Below are 20885 nucleotides of genomic sequence, written 5' to 3' on the forward strand. Positions count from 1 at the left end.
ATTATTTCCCCTCCATATAATCACATATTTCTGAACACGTTGCAAACCATACATCTTCTTTTTCCATAATATAATCAAGTGTATCTTCCAGAATCTTAATTCTAGCAGGATTTCCTATGGTCTGCGGGTCTACCTGCAACACGTAACATAGACCATATTCATAATATCCCGCAAACTCATCCATCCAATTAAAAGTAACCTCGCTATAATTTGCAATTCTACCCTGACCTATAGGAAATGCCGGCCTATAGTTAAATGCAAAATAAGGTAGATCAAACAATGCCCAGTGAATAGGTATCTCTAAAATACTATTGCCATTACTTAAACTTAATCTATAAGGTCTATCATCATTGCTTAAATTACTTGAATATTTAAATCCAAGTTCTTTTGCAATTTCAAGGGTCTCTAAAGTTAATTCACCCTCAGGTGCACGAAATCCCTTTGGAGTGATACCACAAACTGTTTCTATGGACTTCTTCCCCTGTCTTAAAATCTCTCTCTGTTCATCGCCAGAAAGCAGAGCCATATTCTCGTGTTTGTATCCATGGTTGGCAATTTCATGCCCTTTAGAAACTATACCTGTTATTTCTTGCTGGTACATTTCAGCAACTTTCCCTGGTACAAAGAAAGTACCTTTTATTCCATAGTTTTCTAATACCGATAGTACTCTCTCCAGGCCTCTTGACATACCATACTGTCCCATAGATAAAGTCTTGGGCATATTTATGCAACTAGGATCCAACTGCAGCCAAAACAGTTCAGCGTCAAGATTTACGGTTATTGCAACGGCGCATTTTTTACCATTCGGCCATTCTATCTTTTGTCTATACATACCATCTACCTCTTTTCACTTTCTTGTTTTTCACGGCTTAAAGGATAGGCTTTACGATACCAGTCAGCGATTTCATGTCCTGTGGCAATCCACATATCATCCGTTTCTGTTGCAGTTTTTAAAAGCTTATCAAGAATTTGTATTCTACCAGGACTTCCTATAACCTGAGGATGCATCATAAAGGATATGCATAAACCAAAGCGATGACTCCCCTCCAGCTCTCGCATAAAATTATCCGATACATTTCTATAGCAAGAGATTCTATCAAGACCTGCAGGCTCGGCTGGATACATATTGTATGCCATTGCCACATAATCATCCAGTTCCCACTTTGTAGGAATTTCTATGAAGTCTGTTTCTTCTCCATCAATTATTGTTCTGTATGGTCTATCATCACCACGCATGGAGCTGGAATATGAAAATCCTCTTTCATACAAAAGACCTGGTGTTTCAACAGCCCAGTCTCCTGATGGCGTCCTAAAACCTATTGCCTTTTTCCCAACTAAGTCTTCGTATATTTTTTGACTTTTTTCAATTATCTCTATCTGTTCTTCTGTAGATTTCCCGGCAAATCTCTCATGAGCGTAACCATGATGCCCTATTTCGTGGCCTGCTATATATATTTTTTTAACCATATCAGGATACCGTTCTGCTGTTAAGCCTGGAATAAAGAATGTCCCTTTTACACTATACGTATCAAGCTTATCTAAAATCATATCTACAGCCCTTTTGGGTCCATACTGACCTACAGATAAAGATTTTATGTATTTGTCACCATTTGGTAATCCTCTGTTTCCATTCTCCCACGTAGTATCACCATCCACATCAAAAGAAAACATCACTGCACTTTTATATCCTTCTGGCCATTTTATATTGTTCATTTTAGCCTCCTCATCTTATAAGTCTTTCATTCTTTCACGTTCCTCATAAGTCCAAATATCACTCTCTACCCCTATTTCAGATGATACAAACCTCTCCCCATTGCCATCCGCATAGTTTTTCAATGCTCTAACAACATATTTTGAGCCATAGAAAAGAATTGGAGCATTTGCAAAGACTAAAACGATATTCAGTAAATCAGATACATACCAAATGTTATCAAGTTGAAGACCTGCTAATACACACAGCGTTCCAATCGGTACAAATACAAATGCACCTAATATTCTAACTGTATTAATATATTTTTTGCTCTTGGAAATTTTAGTACCTGCAACTATTGCAAAAGAAATTAATCCTAATAGTGAAGTAAAAGCAAATAATGCGTAACATATGCAAATTATAACCGAAATACAGCTATCCATCGCAGCTCCTGGAATCATTTCTTTCAACGAAGTTAGATATAAATCAATTTTTGAATCTTTAAGTGTGATAAAATCATATGAACTGTTATTCCAAATTTTTGCTGCTCCTACAATAAAGCCACTCATTGTGCAAATGATAATAGTATCTAGGAATACCCCAATTGACTGTATAAACCCTTGCTCGCAAGGATGATTAGCCTCTGAAATTGCGGCTGCCATAGTCACAGTACCTTGACCAGCTTCATTGGACAGCAGGCCTCTCTTAATACCTTGAGATAAAACAATACCAAATGAACCGCCAAAAATCGATTCTGGATTAAATGCACCAGCAACCACAGCATATAAGAATGCTGGGACTTTTCCAATATTAATTATTACTATAACAATAACGATTACCCCATAAATAACTGCCATAATCGGAACCATAAAATCTGTTATTCTAGTAACTCTTTTAATGCCTCCAAATATTGTTGCAGCAATTCCAACGATTACGAGAACAGCAATGGCATAATATAACACGGACTGCGTCTTAACTGTTACACCAGCAACAATACTTGCAGCAGTTCCAGTTGCAGTAAATACATGGAAAGTTTGAATTGGTATACAAAGCATTGCATAGGCTATAAACATTACGCTCAAGAAAGAGCCCACCCACTTTTTATTATTAAATATTCGTTCTCCATAGAAAGGCAGACCGCCCACATAGTCATCACCATCACGTTGTTTAAAGATTTGTGAAAGTGTTGACTCCACAAAGGAACTTGCCATGCCCACAGTGGCTGAAACCCACATCCAGAATAAAGCACCCGGTCCTCCCAATGAAATTGCCCCTGTAACACCTATGATATTTCCCGGACCAACTCTTTCTGCTGTACTTAGCATAAAAGCCGCTAACTGGCTGACACCAACATTACCTTTTTTCTTTCTGGTCAATGTTTGAATACCAGCTTTGAAATATCTAAACTGAACCCCTTTCATCTTGAAAGTAAAATAAAAGCCCATACCAACTAGCAAGAAAATTGCAAATGGTATTTGCCCTAAAATGGGTATATTTGCATACCATTCAAAATTCATAGGAAAAATCCAAAGGAAATCGCCTATTGGGACGATGTTTGCAAAAAAAGCATCAATTTGTTCCAAAATAAACATAATAATAATCCCTCTCTTTCTTTTTTTATACAATTCTTGTAACGCTTTTATGTACTTATATATAGCAAAAACCGTGCCAACAAAAACAGGCGATTTTTCTTTATTTACGATGCTTTTTATGAAAAATACAAAAATTAAATGGGTGAATAGGTTTTTATTCACCCTATTCACCCATTTGTTACAATCGTAAAAGTTTCTTGATTTCGTATTTTTTCAAAAAATTTTAACCCATCCTCTGTAATTACACTACCCGTTCGTCCTCTTCCAACTCTGATAAATCCAAAATCGTCTAGCCTCTTCAAGCATGTTCTTAGTTCCGCCTCCGTGTAACACAAGTTGTTTTCACTTGCCAGCCGTTCTAAAGAACTCCTGCCTAGTCTCTTTTTCTCATAAAATGCATTTGAGAGTTTTTCCAATATAAATCTGTATATTTTTATTTTCTTCCCTTCAGATAGAATAAACTTGGCTTCAATCGATGAAAAGTCAACTGATTTTATATAGCTTCTTTCTGGATTGTTTGTTACTTTCCAATAACAACGTTCTTCATTTCCATTTGACATGTCATTCTGAATCCAGTACTTTTGAATAGGAGATAAATCCTCTTGTCCAATCTCACTTTTATCCAGACTTGTCATATACTCAACCAGATTTCTAAGTTCTCTAACATTTCCTCTCCACGGATAGACCGAAAGAATATTTTTAACCTCATCAGAAATAACAAAACTCTCCGCGTTTTTATCCATAAAATATTCCAACAATATCTGAATATCAGCTGTTCTCTCTCTCAAACTAGGCAATTGTAGCGGCAATACATTTATTCTATAAAATAAATCCTCTCTGAATTTTCCTTTTTCCACCATTTGAAATAAATTTTTATTCGTTGCTGCTATAATTCTAACATCTACATCTATGCCCCTATGAGCTCCCACACTAACCACTTTCTTTTCTTCAATAACTCGAAGAAGTTTCGCCTGTAATGATAAGGGCATTTCTCCAATTTCATCTAAAAAAATGGTACCCTTATGGGCTAGCTCAAAATATCCTATTTTGCCACCTTTTTTTGCTCCCGTAAAAGACCCTTCTTCGTAACCAAACATTTCACTTTCCAAAAGATTTTCCGGTATTGCTGCACAATTTATAGCTACAAAATTATAATTCTTACGTTTGGATTCATTATGAATGCTTTGGGCAAATACTTCTTTTCCAGTTCCGCTTTCTCCAGTTATCAAAACAGAAAAATCTGTTTTTGACATTCTCCTTGCAATAGCTATAGTATCCTTTATTTCTTTACTCTTTCCCTTAATATCATCAAACGTATACTTTGCCTCATTATTGGTTCCGGCAAGCTTAGATCTTATGCCATGCTGCTTGTTTTCAACCTCTTCAAAATCATCAAGTGTTATAACACTACCATTAACTTCGTTTTCTACAGTAATTGCAACAGAAGACACCATCAGATTACGCCCTCCAATTTCAATTAATTTTTCAAAGGACTTACTGGCTGATAGAATATTCTTCCTATATGAACTACTATCATTTCCATTTAATTCAGGTAAAATCTCTCCGATGTTAAAACCAATCAGCATATCCGTTCTGCCACGCAGAATAACTTCTGACTTTTTATTAGCCTGAAGTATTTTTCCTGCCACATCTGTAATAATGATACCTTGTTTCATAAGTTTAATAAGGGTCTCAATTCCTCCAGACAGATTTTCGTTTTCTCCCAACAACCTTTCCATATTAGAATTAGTAAAGTAGTAATTTTCCTTAGCCTTCATCATTTCATTTGATGTGAATAAATTGGTAACTCCAAGAGCTTCCGCAATATCAAAGATACAATTTATATCTACAATTCCCTCACCTATATCAAGTATTGCTTCTATTTCTTCCGGAACCAGATGTGCTTCGTTGGGAGTAATTGCAAGTTTTATACTCTTGTCATATTCTACTCCAGGGTAATATGGAATAAATTCTATATTCTCAAACCCCGCAGCATGTAAATTAGTAATGGTATTTATACATGACCGAATATCAAAATTTACCAAAAGCGCACGACTACCTGTTTTTACGTCTTTTAGTTTCTCTGTCAGGGGTTTATTTAGGGTTACAGAAAGTACAATTAGCTTTGAACTGCTTTTTAACTTAGGTTTAACACTTTGAAAAATATTAAACCCTGAAATCAGAACAATATCTTCCTGTAATGCATTTATCCGTTGCATTTCCCTCATGGAATATTCTTTAAATTTTGCATATTTTCCTAAATATTTTTCTATGTTATTTCTCAAAAAAATGCCATAGTCTTTTTCCGTGGCAACAACAGCAACCTTCTTCATAACTTTACCTTTCCCCTCAATATGGATATTTCTTCACTCTATATTTTTAATCCGTTGATTAATGTTCTCCATAAACTGTTGTTCATATATTAACATATAAGTTCTCACCTTCAAAGCGCTAAAGTTGCCTTTTGGGGATTATATAAGGTGATGTATACAGAATATTCTAAATAATTTTATCGTATGATGGTAATAAGAGTATTTATCTATTTAAAAGGGAGGGGTCATCATGACTTTATTTGGAATGCCAATCATATCATTCTTTGCATTTTTAAGCTGGCCAGTAATTTTTATGACCATAGCTATCATAATTTATATTTTTATGGCAAAACAAGATGCTATCACGGATGATAGCGAATTCGAGAGGGGAGGCAGGCAGACTTAATGAGGGTAGAAATTATTGTATTAGCATTTTATTTTATAGCAATGATAGGAATGGGACTTTACTGGCAAAAGAAAGCTAAAAAATCTGAAGACTATTTGCTTGGTGGAAGATCTATGGGTCCTTTTGTTACAGCTTTGACACTCCAGACAACCGCGATGAGTGGCTATATGTTTATGGGGGGGCCATCTCTAGCTTATGCAATAGGTTGGTTTGCATTATTTTATGCAGTTGGTGATGCCGGTGGAGGTATTGTAAATATTGCAGTAATGGGTAAAAGAATGAGAAGACTTTCTCAGCTTCTTGATTGTATTTCCCCAATCGAATATTTAGAAAAACGTTATAATAATTCTAAATTTGTAAAAACAATTGCAGCTATCATTTGTATATTTGGTTTAAGTGGGTATATTCTTGCTCAATTTTTAGCAGCTGGCAAAACGATTGCATTACTCTTTGATTTTCCTTTTGCTCCTTCCTTAATTATTGGTGTAGGAGTTATCTTATTTTATACTTTTGTGGGTGGATACTTTGCAGTTGCTTGGACAGATGTTATACAAGGAATAATTATGGTAACAGCTGTTATTGGAGTCTTGGTGCTTTCTATCAAGAAAATCGGTGGTCTTACTGCACTCAATCTTAAGCTTGCAGCGATTGATCCTACCTATTTGAGTGTATGGGGTAAAGATTTGCAATATCATGGTGCTTGGGGAGTCATAGCAAGTGCTATTTTAATTTACTTAATAGGTTATGTTGGACTGCCACATGTTCTGGTGAAGCACATGGCCATGGAAAGCCCAAAAGCTGCCAAGACAACCTTAATTTATGCTACCATTTGGAATCAATTATTTATATTCTCACCTTATATTTTAGGTATTTGTGGAATTATCTTGCTTCCAAACATTCTTGATCCTGAAATGGTTATACCAGAGTTGGCCTTTATGATGTTTCCTGGGGTAATTGCTGCCGTAGTCTTAACTGCTATTATGTCTGCTATTATGAGTACCGTTGCAGCATTATTACTATTAACCGGAACAGTTCTATCAATCGATCTTTATAAAAGATGGTTAAAACCTAACGCAACCGATAAACAAGTTGTAATTATGTCAAGACTTATGATTTTTGCAGTTGGTATAGTAGGTATTACAATTGCCGTAATCCAGCCCCCAGGCGTATTTAAACTTGTAATTTTTGCCTTTGGTGTCATGGCCTGTGCATTTATGCCATCCTATTTTTGTGCGATATGGTGGAAAAAAGCAAATGCAACAGGAGCATGCGCATCAATGGTCTGCGGTGGTGGAACCAATTTTGTTATGACCGCTATGGGAATGGGAGATTCGGCATTCTTTGCAGGCACAATCATTTCAATTCTTGCAATGATTGTAGGTAGTCAGTTTGGTCAAAAAACCACGCCTGAAATAAAAGAATTATTAGAAAAAGCATCGGGTAAAAATGCTAAAATTTCACCAAAACTTGAAAGTGCTAATTGCAAAAGTTTAGTTACAGAAAGTAAAGCAGTTTCAAACCACATGTTAAATCAAGAATATTTGAAATCTAGAGGTTTTTATTTATCATGTTAATCAAAACAATCGAAGAAACTTATACATCTGACCAAGTAGTTAGGATGTTAGAAGAGAAAGATGGCGCTATTAATATTGTAAAAATTGATGAGGTATATTATCCCTATACAAAACAAATTTACTCCATAAAATTCAATGGTATCATGGGCAAATTTGATAAACAAATTATGTGTAACATTGATTCTGTTTATGGGAAACCTGCAATTGGTCAAGGCAAACCTAAATTTGTAGAAAGAGAAATTGATCATACGATTGCCATAGCCCCTCAGGTATCAGAATATGATATGGAGAACATCGGACATGATTACGTCATGAAAGTGTATTTGGGTAAAATGAAACTACTGCATACTCCCAATATTTTAATCATAAATACTGAGAATTTTCATAAATTATTTTACTTAACGCAATGTAAAGATGTAGACAATATAGACTATTTTATTTTAGTAGATTCAATAGATGGTAATTTTTCAATTCTAAATTATAATTAATTTTTTCTACAAAAAACCTCCTGATTAATGTTATATATACTTTAATCTAGGAGGTTTATTTTATATGTATATTATAAATTTATAGCCATTTAGTATTTCTCTAAATATATTCAATCATTTAAATGTTGTATAGCGTAGTCAGCTTCTTCGGCGGTAAATTTTTCGCCATTAGCGGATACTAACTGGTCATGAATACTTGAAGGAGACATAGACATTGATTCTTGGTATGACTTAGCTTTGGCAACAGCATTAGCTTTCCAATCAGCCTCAACATTATCAATAGCATATTGCGCTTCTTCTTCTGTGAACTGTTCGCCGTTTTTAGAAATCAATTGGTCATATACACCTGCTTTGGACATATTCATAGTATCCGAATAAGACTCAGCTTTAGCAAGAGCACAGGCTTTCCAGTCAGCTTCTACATTGTCAATAGCATACTGTGCAGCTTCATTTGAGAATTGTTCACCATACTCAGAAATCAATTGGTCATATACACCTGCTTTAGACATGTTCATGCTGTTTGCGTAAGAATCTGCCTTTTTGAGTGCAGATTTGTACTCTGCTGGTACCTTATCTTCAGTTGAAGATGCTGACTCTTTTGATGCAGCATTGCTTTCGTTTTCTGATGCAGTCTGCGAAGCCGAAGGATCAGTATTGGACGAAGTATTATTGCTACCCAAACCTATGATACCTAAAGCAACGACTACTATAATTACCCAAAACCACCAACGCTTTATTATTGGTTTATTGTTTTTTGCACCACATTGGGGACAGCTTTTTACATTTCTTGCAATGTCAGCTCCACAAGCTTTACATTTCATCATTTTATCATTCATACAAACCTCCTGTTAAAGTCAATAGTTTCATATTATCCTTTATTTTATATAATACGCCTAATTACCAATAATTTCAAATTCATTGACTTGAGTTATTTCGACAAAAACGACCCTATTCGAGAATGTGTTATATTATCATCCTTTCTTACAGACCTTTTTCCTTCAAGGGTAAAAACAAAAAAAGAAGTCTCAACACCCTTAGAATATTGAAACTTCAACGTTTAGAGGCAACGCCCAGATTTAAACTGGGATTTCCCTACAAAATCTCTTTATTAAAATGTCCTCTTGTGTCTGTTTCCTGATTAAAGGCCGCATTACCCACTCCACCATTTAATTTGCTTAAGGCCTTCTGAATGGTTCTCTCAACCTGCTCTTTTGATTCAACCGTAAAGTTTAATCTGAATGCCTCGATTCCTTTTATGCAAGGCATCTCATCTAACAGATTAAGGGTCTTTCCATTTAGGATAGTCGTTGTACAATCATCATGACAAATGATAGGGAACGTCCCGTACTCATCTTTTAACTCATAGCTCTTTGTTCTACAAACACCACATTGATCCATTTTTTTCAACGGACAATATTTTGTAAACATCAAAGGAGCCTTACCATATACAATCATTTCTAGCGCAGGATAGCCATCATTTTCTTCATAATAGGCATTCATTAAATCTTCAATTTGGCTCTTATTCAATTCATACGATAAAGTTACTCGTTTCGCACCTAATGTATATAATTCATAGCAGCTAGCAGAATTAACAACATTTAGAGAATAGTCCGTAACAAAAGGATTCGTTTTTCTGTAGTGATATATTCCGCCATACCCTCCAATCAGTAGCATTCCTTCCTTTTCCTTATAATCGTTCTGGTTTCTTCTAACAATGTTTTCAAAATAGATTTCCTGAATTCCACAGCTCACGCAAGCATCATACTGTTCCTTAGTCGTTACAGAAGCCGTAAGGTATGGTTTTTCAAGAGCAAAGCTTATTTTTTCTTTTGCTTTCAAAGCCTTGGTTCTTTTCTTTTGACTGTTAAGCTTTAAGTCATATAAGCCCTGTACAAGTTCTCTTCTTGCCGCATTTAACAGTTTAGCCGGAATAAATGAATTACATTCCTCAAAATCTATATGATTCAGTTCGAATATCGTATCATTTAATCTCGAAAATTGCTTTATTACCTGTTCTTTTGTTGTTGGATTATTAATTGCGACCCCTAGTATTTCCTCGCTTTCATATAAATAATTAAAGCCTAAGCCCGACCCATTTATGATAAGCTTTGAATCTGGATATGCATACACTTTAATATCTAGGTTAAAGCGCCTAAATTCTTTTTCCAGTGATGATTCCAACTCTTTGTAATAGGAATAATCCTTCGTTATATATACTAAATCACCCTTAGCCAACTTTTCTTTGATTTTGATATAGCAGACATCTTCTGCTTTGTTGATAAAATTGCCATCTTTATCGTACAATTTTACAACAGTTAAATTAACATCTTCATTGTTATGACTTATTCTGATGATATCGTTTTGATTTAAAGGTCGTGTAAGTGTTATTTCAACCATGTCTTTAACAAACTTGCTAATTCTACCAATTTCATAACCAAAGTTATTCGGTCTTAAAATGTTTGTAATATCTTTCTGATCTTCGTGAAACAAATATCCTTTCGTAAAGGTTCTATTGAATGTTTTGTTCAGATTCTCTTTATCTTCTTCGTTTAATTTATGATCTAAGGCCTTGCGATATTTTGATACAACATTCGCAACATATGCAGGCTCTTTCATTCTGCCTTCTATTTTTAAAGAATCAATTTCTTTTAAATCATCGATATAGTTGATCGTGTTTAAGTCCTTAGTAGACAGAATATAGTTTTTCCCTAAAGAGGTATCTGTTGCCGTATCAATTAGCTCATACTCCTTACGACATGATCCAACACATCTTCCGCGATTTCCGCTTCGATAGCCGATTAATCCAGACATAAGACAGTTTCCAGAATAAGAAACACATAAAGCACCATGAACAAAAATCTCTAAAGGTATTTTGGCGATTCTCTTTATCTCTTTTACTTTTTCAATCGGGGCCTCACGGGCCAAAACAACTCTTTTAGCACCAAGTTCTTTAAATAATAAAGTTCCGTCTAAATCGTCTATTCCCATTTGAGTTGAACAATGTGCTTCCATATCAAGAAAGTTTTTAACCATGTAATCGAAAGCAGCCAAGTCCTGAACGATAATTCCATCAATACCGATTTCATTTAATTCGTGCATCTGCGCTTTCATCTCTTCAACTTCGTTTTGGAAAACGATGGTATTCATTGTTACATAGATTTTAACATTCCTAAGGTGCGCATACGTAACAGCCTCTTTTAACAATTCTAAATCAAAATTTGATGAGTATGCACGTGCACCAAATTTTTGCATTCCTAAGTATATTGCATCACAACCATTAGAAATTGCAGCTTTTAAAGCTTCCATATTTCCTGCTGGGGCTAATAATTCAGTCATTTTTTCCTCCATACTACTCACTATTCTGCGCTAAGTGCTTCTAACTGGCTGCAAAATTTTTCTACAGTTATCAGCTCATTCTTTTTAAAGGCTAATGTGATATTGGCTTCTAATTCTTGTTTTTTCTTGTCTATTTCTAAATACTTCTGATCGAAATATTTATTATATACCATTTTACGGAAAGAGCGTGTACGCATACGTCTAATCGTATTGTCTTCTATAAGTAAAACGTAATCTGCACAATTTGTTACAAGATAGAAATCGTGGCTTACCATGAGTACAGCCCCTTTATATTCGGAAATAGCTTTTTCCAGAGCCATTTGTGCGTAAAGATCCAAATGGCTAGTCGGTTCATCAAGAATAAGAAGTTCTGCATTTGTATTTGCAATCATCGCAATTTGGAGCAAATTCTTTTCTCCACCGGATAACTGACCCACCTTCTGCTTTAAGGTATCACCTTCCAAACAATATTTTCCAAGATACTCACGGATACTTTCCCTTGTCTCAAAGCCTAAGTTTTCCATAACCTCGTATACCGTTTTTGTTTCATCCATATTCTCGCCCAAAAGCTGAGATAAGCACGCATAGCTTGTATTCTCATCGATATGGATGGAAGGATGGTTATTCTTTAAGATATCGCGCATTAAAGTAGTTTTTCCTGTACCATTTGCACCAACGATAGCTACTTTTTCGCCAGCTAGCAATTCAAAATTGATATTTTTAAGTAAACTTTCATCAAATGAAATATTATAATCTGTAATGCTTAAAACAGTATGCTCTGTTTCAACTTCTATTGCCGGAAGTTCAATCTTTGGCTCACGAAGTTCAATAAAAGGTGCCTTAATTTCTCTTGCACGTAAACGGTCAAGTTGCGTTTGCTTTGCATTTACAGCACTTCCAATAACAGGATTGACAAGTATCGTAGCTCTTGTGCGCAAAATATCAACCATTTTCTCAGTACGCTCAATTTCTTCCTGTTCGGAAGTACTCTGCAGTTTAAGTTTTAATTTTTCCTTTAGCTGGGAACAACGATATTCTGTATAATTACCATCATATTCCTGAATATCACCGTTCTCTAAATGTAAAATCTTGTTAAAACAGTGATTCAATAAATATCTGTTATGTGTAATAACTAATAAGGTGCCATTATAACCATTAATCAACTGACAAAGTCTATTTAAGTTGCCAAAATCAAGAAATACATCCGGTTCGTCCAACACAAGAAGATTGGGAGATAATAATATTTCTCTCATAATCTGAAGTAATTTATACTCCCCACCACTAAGTTGTGATAACTTTGTTTCTTCTAATTCACGCATACCGGCTACATATAACTGTTTACGGATTTTGTTTGCATAATTATCTCCGTCCATGGCTTCAAAGGCATCTAAAAGATCCTGATATTTCTGGAATAACGGTGATGCATCCTCAGCCACTGCCATTTCTTCACACACTGCAACTGTCGCTTGCTGATTTTCCACGAATCTCTCACTTAGATATTTAAAAACAGTGCATTCCTGCTCTTTATCTCTCACAGCAAACTGGCTGGCATAACCAATACGACAGCTTTCATCTTTGATTATCTTTCCATCGTACAAATACTTATCCGGATGAATAATCATATCAACAAGAGTCGATTTTCCAGCACCATTGCTTCCAATAAAAGCGCAATGCTGCCCCATTCTCAATGTAAACGAAACCTCTTTATATAAATCTTTTGCAGGAAAACCATAGGAAAGTTTTTCTACTTGAATCATTTTTGTTATCCTCTTTTCTAAAAAATTTTGTCTAAGGAATGCGCACGGAATTAATCAACGCTTCCCTGCATTTATCACAGTAGAATTATAACAATTCACACTGTACAACACAAGCAAAGTTACCAAAACAATGACATCTGTTTTAGGATAGTGCATACAGCTGCATACATAAATCAAGACAAACAAAAAACTCTAAACCCATCAATTTCAACGAGTTTAGAGTTATTCTCATGGAGGCGGCACCCAGATTTGAACTGGGGATAAAGGTTTTGCAGACCTCTGCCTTACCACTTGGCTATGCCGCCATAAGCCAGCCTTACGACTAGCCGTTTAATTGGCTAGGGTAGCAGGATTTGAACCTGCGCATGATGGAATCAGAATCCATTGCCTTACCGCTTGGCGATACCCCAACAAATAAAAGTTATAATGGGGTGGATAGTGGGAGTCGAACCCACGTATACAGGAGCCACAACCCTGTGTCTTAACCACTTGACGATACCCACCATACATGTTACTTTTTATTAATATGAATTTTTAATAAAAATGGCGACCTGGATCGGGCTCGAACCGACGACCTCCAGCGTGACAGGCTGGCATTCTAACCAACTGAACTACCAGGCCATATTGTAATTTGGTGGGCGTTATAGGGCTCGAACCTATGACCCCCTGCTTGTAAGGCAGGTGCTCTCCCAGCTGAGCTAAACGCCCATTTTTTTAATGGTAGCGGCGAGTGGATTCGAACCACCGACCTTCCGGGTATGAACCGGACGCTCTAGCCAACTAAGCTACACCGCCACGTTTGTGTTTCCAACGTTTTGCGCCGTCAACATTTAATATATTACCATCTGTAGTTCATAATGTCAACACATTTTTTTACATATTATTATTATTTTTTCATATCTTGTAGAATACGTATTTTTCAACATGTTATAAGGCTGGTTTCATCATGCTTAGTAAAATTTGATAAAAAAACATTATCGTATTTTTTGTCTATCTATTTTTTCTAGACTTGACTTACCAAATTTATCCTTATATGATTGCTATAGACATTATATCATAAAACAAATTAAAAATGAATAAAAATGGAGGTTATTATGGAATACAAAATTGAAGGTGCTCCACTTTCTGTCCTTATTTGTACCTTAAGTGCAGGAGAATGTATGATTACCGAAAGAGGCTCCATGAGCTGGATGTCTCCTAATATGAAAATGGAAACTACAAGTAACGGCGGTGTAGGCCGTGCTTTAGGCCGAATGTTTGCTGGTGAAGCACTTTTCCAAAACCGTTACACTGCACAAGGAGGAAAGGGATTGATTGCATTTGCTCCCAGCTTTCCCGGATCTATAATGGAATTCGATATTACACCAGAAAATTCTATTATTGTACAAAAATCAGGTTTTCTAGCTGCTGAATCAACTGTAGATTTATCTGTTTTCTTTCAAAAGAAAGTGGGAGCCGGCTTCTTCGGGGGTGAAGGATTTATTATGCAAAAGATTTCTGGGAGAGGAAAGGCTTTTATTGAAATAGATGGACATACTGTTGAATACAATCTTGGCCCTGGTGAATCTATGATAATAGATACAGGTTATCTAGCCGCAATGAGCGATACATGCTCTTTAGATATTGTAACAGTACCTGGCGTGAAAAATATGTTATTCGGGGGTGAAGGAATTTTTAATACTGTTGTAAGGGGGCCAGGGAGAATCATTCTTCAAACCCTGCCAATCAACTCCGTTGCAGATTCTCTTCGCCCATACTTCCCATCAAACAGGTAAAATAAAAAACAAGAAATATAACACACAAACACAAAAGTACTTTCTAGAAATCTTAGAAAGTACTTTTTAGCTTTTCCGATCCTGACATAAGTGATTCATCTACAAAGATTACGTTTTTCACCATTTAAATATGATCTTATATTTAAATAAACTTCTTCCATAGCACGTGTGCGGGATTCTACGGAAGCCCACGCCATATGTGGTGTAATAACAAGCTTAGAACTATCCTTAAAAGGCCGCAAAGCACATTCAGGGGACATTGGCTCAGCAGTTAATACATCCAATCCAGCTCCAGCAATCAGATTTTCTTCTAATGCCTTTGCTAATCCTTTCTCGCTAATAACACCTCCTCTTGCAACATTAATGAAATAAGCTGAACGTTTCATTTTTTTATATTCTTCATAGCCAAAAATCTCTGCAGTTTTTTCAGTAAGAGGAGTATGAACTGATATAATGTCACTTTCAGACAGCAATTCCTCAAACTGAACATGAGGATAATCGGTATTGTGCGGGTTCCCAGATGGAGAATTATAAATTACTTTACAACCAAATGCAGACGCAATTTTTGCAACCTGTACACCGATTTGGCCCATTCCTACAATACCCCATGTTTTACCGCACAACTCATGGAACTTCACAGAAAACGAAGAATTAAATGTATCATTTACATATTCCTCTTTTTTTACATAATAATCAAAGTATGCAATTTTTTCATATAGATACAGTAAAAGTGCAAAGGTATGCTGCGCAACAGAGTTGGTTGAATAACCTCTTATGTTTGCAACCGCTATTCCTGCCTTATTTGTGTAATCAAAATCAACAAAATTTGTTCCAGTAGAGGTCATGGTAACAAGCTTTAGTTTGTTTGCCTTTCCAATACTTTGTTCATTTATAGGAAATTGATCGACGATAATGATATCTGCATCTGCGATACGTTCACGCATCTCCTCGTAAGTATTGGTTTGCTCATACGCAATTACCTCACCAAAGCCGTTTAGGCAATCGTAATTAATATCAGAACCAATTTGTAAAGTCTCTAATAAAACAATTTTCATTTCATCTTCTCCTTTTTAATAAATTAATCTTATATGTTACATGAACTATGTCAGATATTTTGCGCTTTTGTCCTGCGTTTATTTTCGTACATCCGTTCATCTGCAATTCTTATCAGCTCATTAAAGTTCTTAGCTTCTGCCGGATAATCAACGATGCCATAACTAAAACTGCAAACAATATGCTTATGCTCTACAATAATTGGATTATCATTAAAATAACCTTTTAATGATTCCAATCTGTTAATTAAATTTTCATAATCCACGCCAAAGGAAATAAGCACAAATTCATCTCCGCCAAATCTTGCTATAATATTCTCTCCTGACAAATGAGTTAAACCTGTTGCAAAGCTTTTAATCAATTCGTCTCCAATTAAATGACCATAATTATCATTAGTGGACTTTAATCCATTCAGGTCAAATATAACTAGAAGAAATTTATTTCTATCTTCATTATTATAGATATCCATATAAAACATTTGTTCAAAGTAGCTTCTATTGTATATATTGGTTAATTTATCGTATCTAGATAGATATAGAATTTTCTCATACATTCTATGCTTTATAATGGCATTAGCCGCTTGATTTCTCATATATTCCATCAGTTCAACTTCTAGTTCATTGAAGATATCATCATATTCACTATCAATATTTAAAAACCCGTACAAATCACCCTCTATAATAATAGGTGCACATATTGAAGATTTAATACATATTCCTTCCACTGTATCCAGCATGTGGACACCGCCTAATTTGTCGATACCATTTAAAATAACTGTTTTATCAATTTTTTCTCCCTTATTGAACCATAAAAAATGATCTTCTAGGGCAATGGAAAAGCTCACCATATCGTCTGAAGAATATCCTTTGGCTACGGCAATATTTAGATTTTTATCTTCATCTAAAATCAGTACTGATCCACTGCTTCTATGATCTATGCAGGTTATTACTTCATTCAATATTAACTGGAGTAAGTCATTAATATTAGTTATTTCATTAATTGAGTAACCAATTTTTATCATTGCCTCTTTCAATTTTAATAACTTATTTATTTTTTCTTCATTCTTTTTCTGTTCTGTAATATCTAAGATAACGCCTACTAAACCTTTACTAATACCTTGTTCATCTATAATCACTGACTTATTGAAAATCACGTCGTGGTAACTGCCATCTTTATGCAGCAATTTTGATTCATAAGCCTGTGTTTGTTTTTTGTCCATTATCTGCTTGTCCAATCCCACATAAATTTCTGCCAGATCTTTTTCAAATATCTGGTTCGCCGTACTACCTATCACGTCTTCCATTTTTAAACCTAGAAAATCTGTGAATGCAATATTGCAATGGTTATATATCCCATGCTCGTCCTTAGAATAAATTGGATTAGGTATGGCATCCGTAAGGGTTTGAAGAAAATTAAAATTATCAGCCAGCTTCTTTCTGTTTAGTTCTATTTCTGTAACATCATTGAATGTCAATATTTTCCCGATTGTTTTAGCTAGATTGTCATATATATTGTTAACATCCATTTTATAATATTTCAACTTTTCGTCGTTTTTTATAAATAGTAAGCTTTCTTCCCCCGCATTGTTTAAAGCTTTTAGAATTTCTTTATATTCTATCAATGATTTTTCAATGTCTTTATCTCTGGTATCTATGTGCTCTAACTGAGAAATGATTTTCTGTGCAGAATCGTTAAAATTAACTACATTATTTTGATTATCAAGTATAATAACACCATCTAACATATTTGAAAAAACTTTTTCTATAGCAATTGGGGTAAGTTTTATAAGTTTGACATTCAATATGGCAAAGCTGGAAATAATCCCGGCAATCGTGAACGCAAGGGGACATAAATCAAGTTCAAAAGGCAGTAATTTAAACATATATATCATATCTGAAATCCATGGAATTACCCAGGCAATAATCAACAATATGATTTGTTTCCTTACAATTGGTATAGATTTAAAATAAGCAGATATAAAGACAGCCAGACCAATAAACATTAAAGTATAGGTGTAAGTAATATTTATCCAATACCAAGGTCCCTTCACAATTTCTGCAATTGGAAAAATTCCATCATAATTTATAGATAAATTAATATAAAACAAGTGATGAAAATCATTTGTATAATTCATAATAAGTATAATAACAGGCATGATGAATAATAATTTTATGTTATATGTTTTTATTTTATCTCTATATCCAGTAAAATTCAGTGCAAATATAAACCATGCCAGCGGCAGAAATACAATGCCTAAATATTCTACTTTTATCCAAAATTTGATCCATCCAATATTTGCATACAATAATTCAAATGCATATCCAAATTGATAAATAGCTACTGTCAGCAAACATACAGAAATATATGATTTTTCTCTTTTCCATGCAAAATATCCAATAAAACCCAACCCGAATGTTGATATAAAAAGTACAAAACTAAAATAGTAATTTATATTCAAACGTATCACCTCATACTTTAATTTTAACCTATATTTATATGAATTCATAGCATTCTTTATCCAAAGACTATTTTCCTCAAAAAGAGAAAAATGACAACTCGTGTGAGTTGCCATTTTCTTTAAACATACATAGTTATATTATAATACTGATTTAGCTAGCTTCTCCGCATCTTCTACGACACCCCAATGTTGATCATAATTTGTAAGAATGATTACACACACCTTTTTTTCCGGAACACGGATATAGTGCCCAGTAAATCCAATAGTTTCACCCCCTATTTGAATTATTGGATGTCCCCACATTGTTTCCAAATGCCAACCGCAACTATAGTATGACCCATAAAAATACGGTTCACTGATACCTTTGTCAGTTTTCATTGCTTCTTCTGTAGTTTCAGCACTTACTATTTTATTTCCTTCTAACGCTTGGTCCCAAAGATATAAATCATGAACATTTGAATATATCCCCCCATCTCCCAGTACAGCGCTGTACGCAGACTGGTCTTCAACAACAAAGCCTTGTTCCTTTCGGACTGAACCATAAGCCCTTTCAGGAACAGTGTTGTACCCCTCCACAAGGGCTACTGTATTGTTCATTCCAAGCGGCTTAAATATATTCTCAGACATAAAATCCTGATATTTCATTCCCGATATTTTTTCAATAACCAATGCAAGTATTGCAAAATTAGTATCATTATCTATTTCAACTCTATAACCTGGATGAAACAAAAGTTTATCATTCTTTTTTATTAATTCATATACATCTTTATCATAAAAAGTTGCTCCATTTTTAGACCATAAGCTTTCATATTTAGGCAGCCCTGAAGAATTTTGAAGTAAATTTCGTATCGTGACATTTTTCGCATATTCTGGGAAATCAGTGAGTACTTTATTGACGGGCCAGTCTAATTCAATAAGACCTCTTTCTTTTAGTATTAGTATCCCCATACTTGTAAATGGTTTAGTTATACAGCCCAGTCGGTAGTTAGTTGCTGGTGTAGCTTTTTCTTCAGTCTCAACATTTCTTAAACCATATGATTTTTCAACAATTATTTCACCATCTTTTGCTACCAATACACTGATTGAAGGATTTCCTGGATTATTGCATGAACTATACAACTCATCTGCAATTTCTTCTGGGCTCTTTTGATTAGATGCTCCTCCATAGACCAAAGCTGCACTAATACCCACGCAAGTAAGTATTAGCAATATTTTCATGAATTTCTGCATAATGTCCCCCTTTAAAAACACCTATTATTAAAAAGTATTTTCATTTACGAGTAAATACAATGTTACCAGTATTACATTAAACTTTATTTAATACTATAATTATACTTTAATTTATAACCTTTAGGGGTTATTGTCCTCTTCTCTTTTTCGACATTGGCTGACATTATACATCATTTTTTATTACTTGTTTTAAACATTTAAAATCGCATCTTAATCGATTTTTTCCAATTATTGTCCCGATTATCTTGAAATTTTGCCTATTATACCTTATGCTAAACTTAATTATAAAAAATCTAAAGCAAAGTGATACTAAAAATAAATTGTGAGGTAAAATATGATTTGTCCGATTTGTGGAAAAGAAATGTCTAAAGGTGGAATAATCCTTAGTGGAAAACAAATGTGCGGGGAATTTACATGGTATCCGCAAAATGAGTTTGATAAAAAAGGGCTAAAAGCCTGGGACAGAGGTAATGGAAAAAACATAGATGCTGCGGATATGAGCTTATTAGGTGACGAAAAATTTAATGATGCGTATTTCTGTGAAACCTGTAATAAGGTTGTAGGTATATTTGCTATTCATAAATAGTGTTGCGAATTATTCAGTTGCTTTCTTTTTTTACCTCGTTGCCACTAACTAATATTGCATCGTTATTGCTAATGGGAGATAAGTTCAATGTGGAAGAATAGGTATCCATTATTTTTTGCGTCCTTTTCTTAAATAGTAGATTGGTGAAATGTGGTACAGTATAAAACTCTACCAAACCTAAAGCGTCAAAGTTTTCTAAACTCGGTGCTTTTTTTATGCTATCCATTCCTTTTATGTATTCAATATTCGATGATGTAATCACAGCTCCGGCAGATTCTCCTATATAAAGTTTTCCGGAATTAACTTCATCAATAATCACTTTATCTGTGCCAGTTCTTTTCAATTCCTGCAGCAAAAAAAAGGTGTTTCCTCCTGTCACATAGATGAAATCATTATTTTTGATTTTGGAAATTATTTCAGCAGTTGTAGCCGTTGATATTTCCAGTTCATCAACAATTAAACCCATTTTTTCAAGTGCTTTTTTACCTGTGGTCACATTGAATGCAAATTTTTCTACTATGCTTGCGGTAGGTATAAAGGTTACTGTTTTGCCGCTCAAGTCCTTGTGAAAATTTACAAATATGTCGGCTACATCCTTAAAAGATGATACTAAAAATAGCTTTTTCAT

At 34.7% G+C, this 20885-nt stretch carries 16 protein-coding genes and 6 tRNA genes; 5 read left to right on the plus strand and 17 right to left on the minus strand.

Annotated features, from left to right (window positions below; genetic code table 11):
- Nucleotide 1: 1 nt before the first annotated feature.
- The 4 genes from RTW14_RS15070 to RTW14_RS15085 form a co-directional block, all read right to left on the minus strand.
- A complete protein-coding gene (locus RTW14_RS15070) occupies nt 2-832 on the minus strand; it encodes a polysaccharide deacetylase family protein (RefSeq protein ID WP_312652900.1) in 831 nt (276 codons plus the stop codon).
- 5 nt (nt 833-837) lie between these two features.
- Complete coding sequence (locus RTW14_RS15075; RefSeq protein ID WP_312652902.1) at nt 838-1713, minus strand: polysaccharide deacetylase family protein; 876 nt, start codon at nt 1711-1713, stop codon at nt 838-840.
- Between the two features lie 15 nt (nt 1714-1728).
- Nucleotides 1729-3282 carry an alanine/glycine:cation symporter family protein gene (locus tag RTW14_RS15080; protein WP_312652904.1) on the minus strand — a complete coding sequence of 518 codons (1554 nt, stop codon included), beginning with the start codon at nt 3280-3282 and terminating at the stop codon, nt 1729-1731.
- Between the two features lie 167 nt (nt 3283-3449).
- The gene (locus tag RTW14_RS15085; RefSeq protein ID WP_312652906.1) at nt 3450-5615 is read right to left on the minus strand and encodes a sigma-54 interaction domain-containing protein; all 2166 of its coding nucleotides are present in this window, start codon (nt 5613-5615) and stop codon (nt 3450-3452) included.
- 229 nt (nt 5616-5844) lie between these two features.
- Here RTW14_RS15085 and RTW14_RS15090 point away from each other — a divergent pair, with 229 nt between their 5' ends.
- The 3 genes from RTW14_RS15090 to RTW14_RS15100 are packed head-to-tail and all read left to right on the plus strand — an operon-like array spanning nt 5845 to nt 8062.
- A complete protein-coding gene (locus RTW14_RS15090) occupies nt 5845-6000 on the plus strand; it encodes a hypothetical protein (protein ID WP_312652908.1) in 156 nt (51 codons plus the stop codon).
- The gene (locus tag RTW14_RS15095) at nt 6000-7574 is read left to right on the plus strand and encodes a sodium/proline symporter (protein WP_312652910.1); all 1575 of its coding nucleotides are present in this window, start codon (nt 6000-6002) and stop codon (nt 7572-7574) included. Before RTW14_RS15090 ends, RTW14_RS15095 begins: the two co-directional genes overlap by 1 nt.
- On the plus strand, nt 7568-8062 hold the full coding sequence (locus RTW14_RS15100; protein ID WP_312652912.1) for a hypothetical protein: 495 nt from the start codon (nt 7568-7570) through the stop codon (nt 8060-8062). Before RTW14_RS15095 ends, RTW14_RS15100 begins: the two co-directional genes overlap by 7 nt.
- Before the next feature lie 110 nt (nt 8063-8172).
- Here RTW14_RS15100 and RTW14_RS15105 read toward each other — a convergent pair whose 3' ends face one another.
- From RTW14_RS15105 to RTW14_RS15145, 9 genes are all read right to left on the minus strand, one after another.
- Nucleotides 8173-8898: an Ltp family lipoprotein gene (locus tag RTW14_RS15105; protein ID WP_312652915.1), complete on the minus strand. Its 726-nt coding sequence runs from the start codon at nt 8896-8898 to the stop codon at nt 8173-8175.
- Nucleotides 8899-9154: 256 nt separating this feature from the next.
- Complete coding sequence (locus tag RTW14_RS15110; protein ID WP_312652917.1) at nt 9155-11398, minus strand: U32 family peptidase; 2244 nt, start codon at nt 11396-11398, stop codon at nt 9155-9157.
- A 20-nt stretch (nt 11399-11418) separates the two neighbouring features.
- Nucleotides 11419-13155: an ABC-F family ATP-binding cassette domain-containing protein gene (locus tag RTW14_RS15115; protein ID WP_312652919.1), complete on the minus strand. Its 1737-nt coding sequence runs from the start codon at nt 13153-13155 to the stop codon at nt 11419-11421.
- A gap of 231 nt (nt 13156-13386) precedes the next feature.
- Nucleotides 13387-13460, minus strand: a tRNA-Cys gene (locus RTW14_RS15120).
- A gap of 30 nt (nt 13461-13490) precedes the next feature.
- Nucleotides 13491-13565, minus strand: a tRNA-Gln gene (locus tag RTW14_RS15125).
- 17 nt (nt 13566-13582) lie between these two features.
- Nucleotides 13583-13658, minus strand: a tRNA-His gene (locus tag RTW14_RS15130).
- Nucleotides 13659-13699: 41 nt separating this feature from the next.
- A tRNA-Asp gene (locus tag RTW14_RS15135) sits at nt 13700-13776 on the minus strand.
- Nucleotides 13777-13787: 11 nt separating this feature from the next.
- Nucleotides 13788-13863: transfer RNA gene (locus tag RTW14_RS15140), tRNA-Val, on the minus strand.
- A 10-nt stretch (nt 13864-13873) separates the two neighbouring features.
- Nucleotides 13874-13950: transfer RNA gene (locus RTW14_RS15145), tRNA-Met, on the minus strand.
- 299 nt (nt 13951-14249) lie between these two features.
- Between RTW14_RS15145 and RTW14_RS15150 the strand changes: the two genes are divergently transcribed.
- Complete coding sequence (locus RTW14_RS15150) at nt 14250-14930, plus strand: TIGR00266 family protein (RefSeq protein WP_312652922.1); 681 nt, start codon at nt 14250-14252, stop codon at nt 14928-14930.
- 95 nt (nt 14931-15025) lie between these two features.
- Here the strand turns inward: RTW14_RS15150 and RTW14_RS15155 are convergent, their stop codons facing one another.
- The 3 genes from RTW14_RS15155 to RTW14_RS15165 form a co-directional block, all read right to left on the minus strand.
- Complete coding sequence (locus tag RTW14_RS15155; protein ID WP_312652924.1) at nt 15026-15985, minus strand: NAD(P)-dependent oxidoreductase; 960 nt, start codon at nt 15983-15985, stop codon at nt 15026-15028.
- Between the two features lie 50 nt (nt 15986-16035).
- A complete protein-coding gene (locus RTW14_RS15160) occupies nt 16036-18441 on the minus strand; it encodes a histidine kinase N-terminal 7TM domain-containing protein (protein WP_331654483.1) in 2406 nt (801 codons plus the stop codon).
- A 138-nt stretch (nt 18442-18579) separates the two neighbouring features.
- Nucleotides 18580-19671, minus strand: coding sequence for a serine hydrolase domain-containing protein (locus tag RTW14_RS15165; RefSeq protein ID WP_312652926.1), 1092 nt, complete (start codon nt 19669-19671; stop codon nt 18580-18582).
- Nucleotides 19672-20005: 334 nt separating this feature from the next.
- Here RTW14_RS15165 and RTW14_RS15170 point away from each other — a divergent pair, with 334 nt between their 5' ends.
- Nucleotides 20006-20257, plus strand: coding sequence for a PF20097 family protein (locus RTW14_RS15170; RefSeq protein WP_312652928.1), 252 nt, complete (start codon nt 20006-20008; stop codon nt 20255-20257).
- A gap of 13 nt (nt 20258-20270) precedes the next feature.
- Here the strand turns inward: RTW14_RS15170 and RTW14_RS15175 are convergent, their stop codons facing one another.
- Nucleotides 20271-20885, minus strand: a complete 615-nt coding sequence (locus tag RTW14_RS15175; protein ID WP_312652930.1) for a peptidase E — start codon at nt 20883-20885, stop codon at nt 20271-20273.

Origin of the sequence: Aminipila sp., from assembly GCF_032051575.1 — a bacterium.
In the GTDB taxonomy this organism is placed as follows: domain Bacteria; phylum Bacillota; class Clostridia; order Peptostreptococcales; family Anaerovoracaceae; genus Aminipila.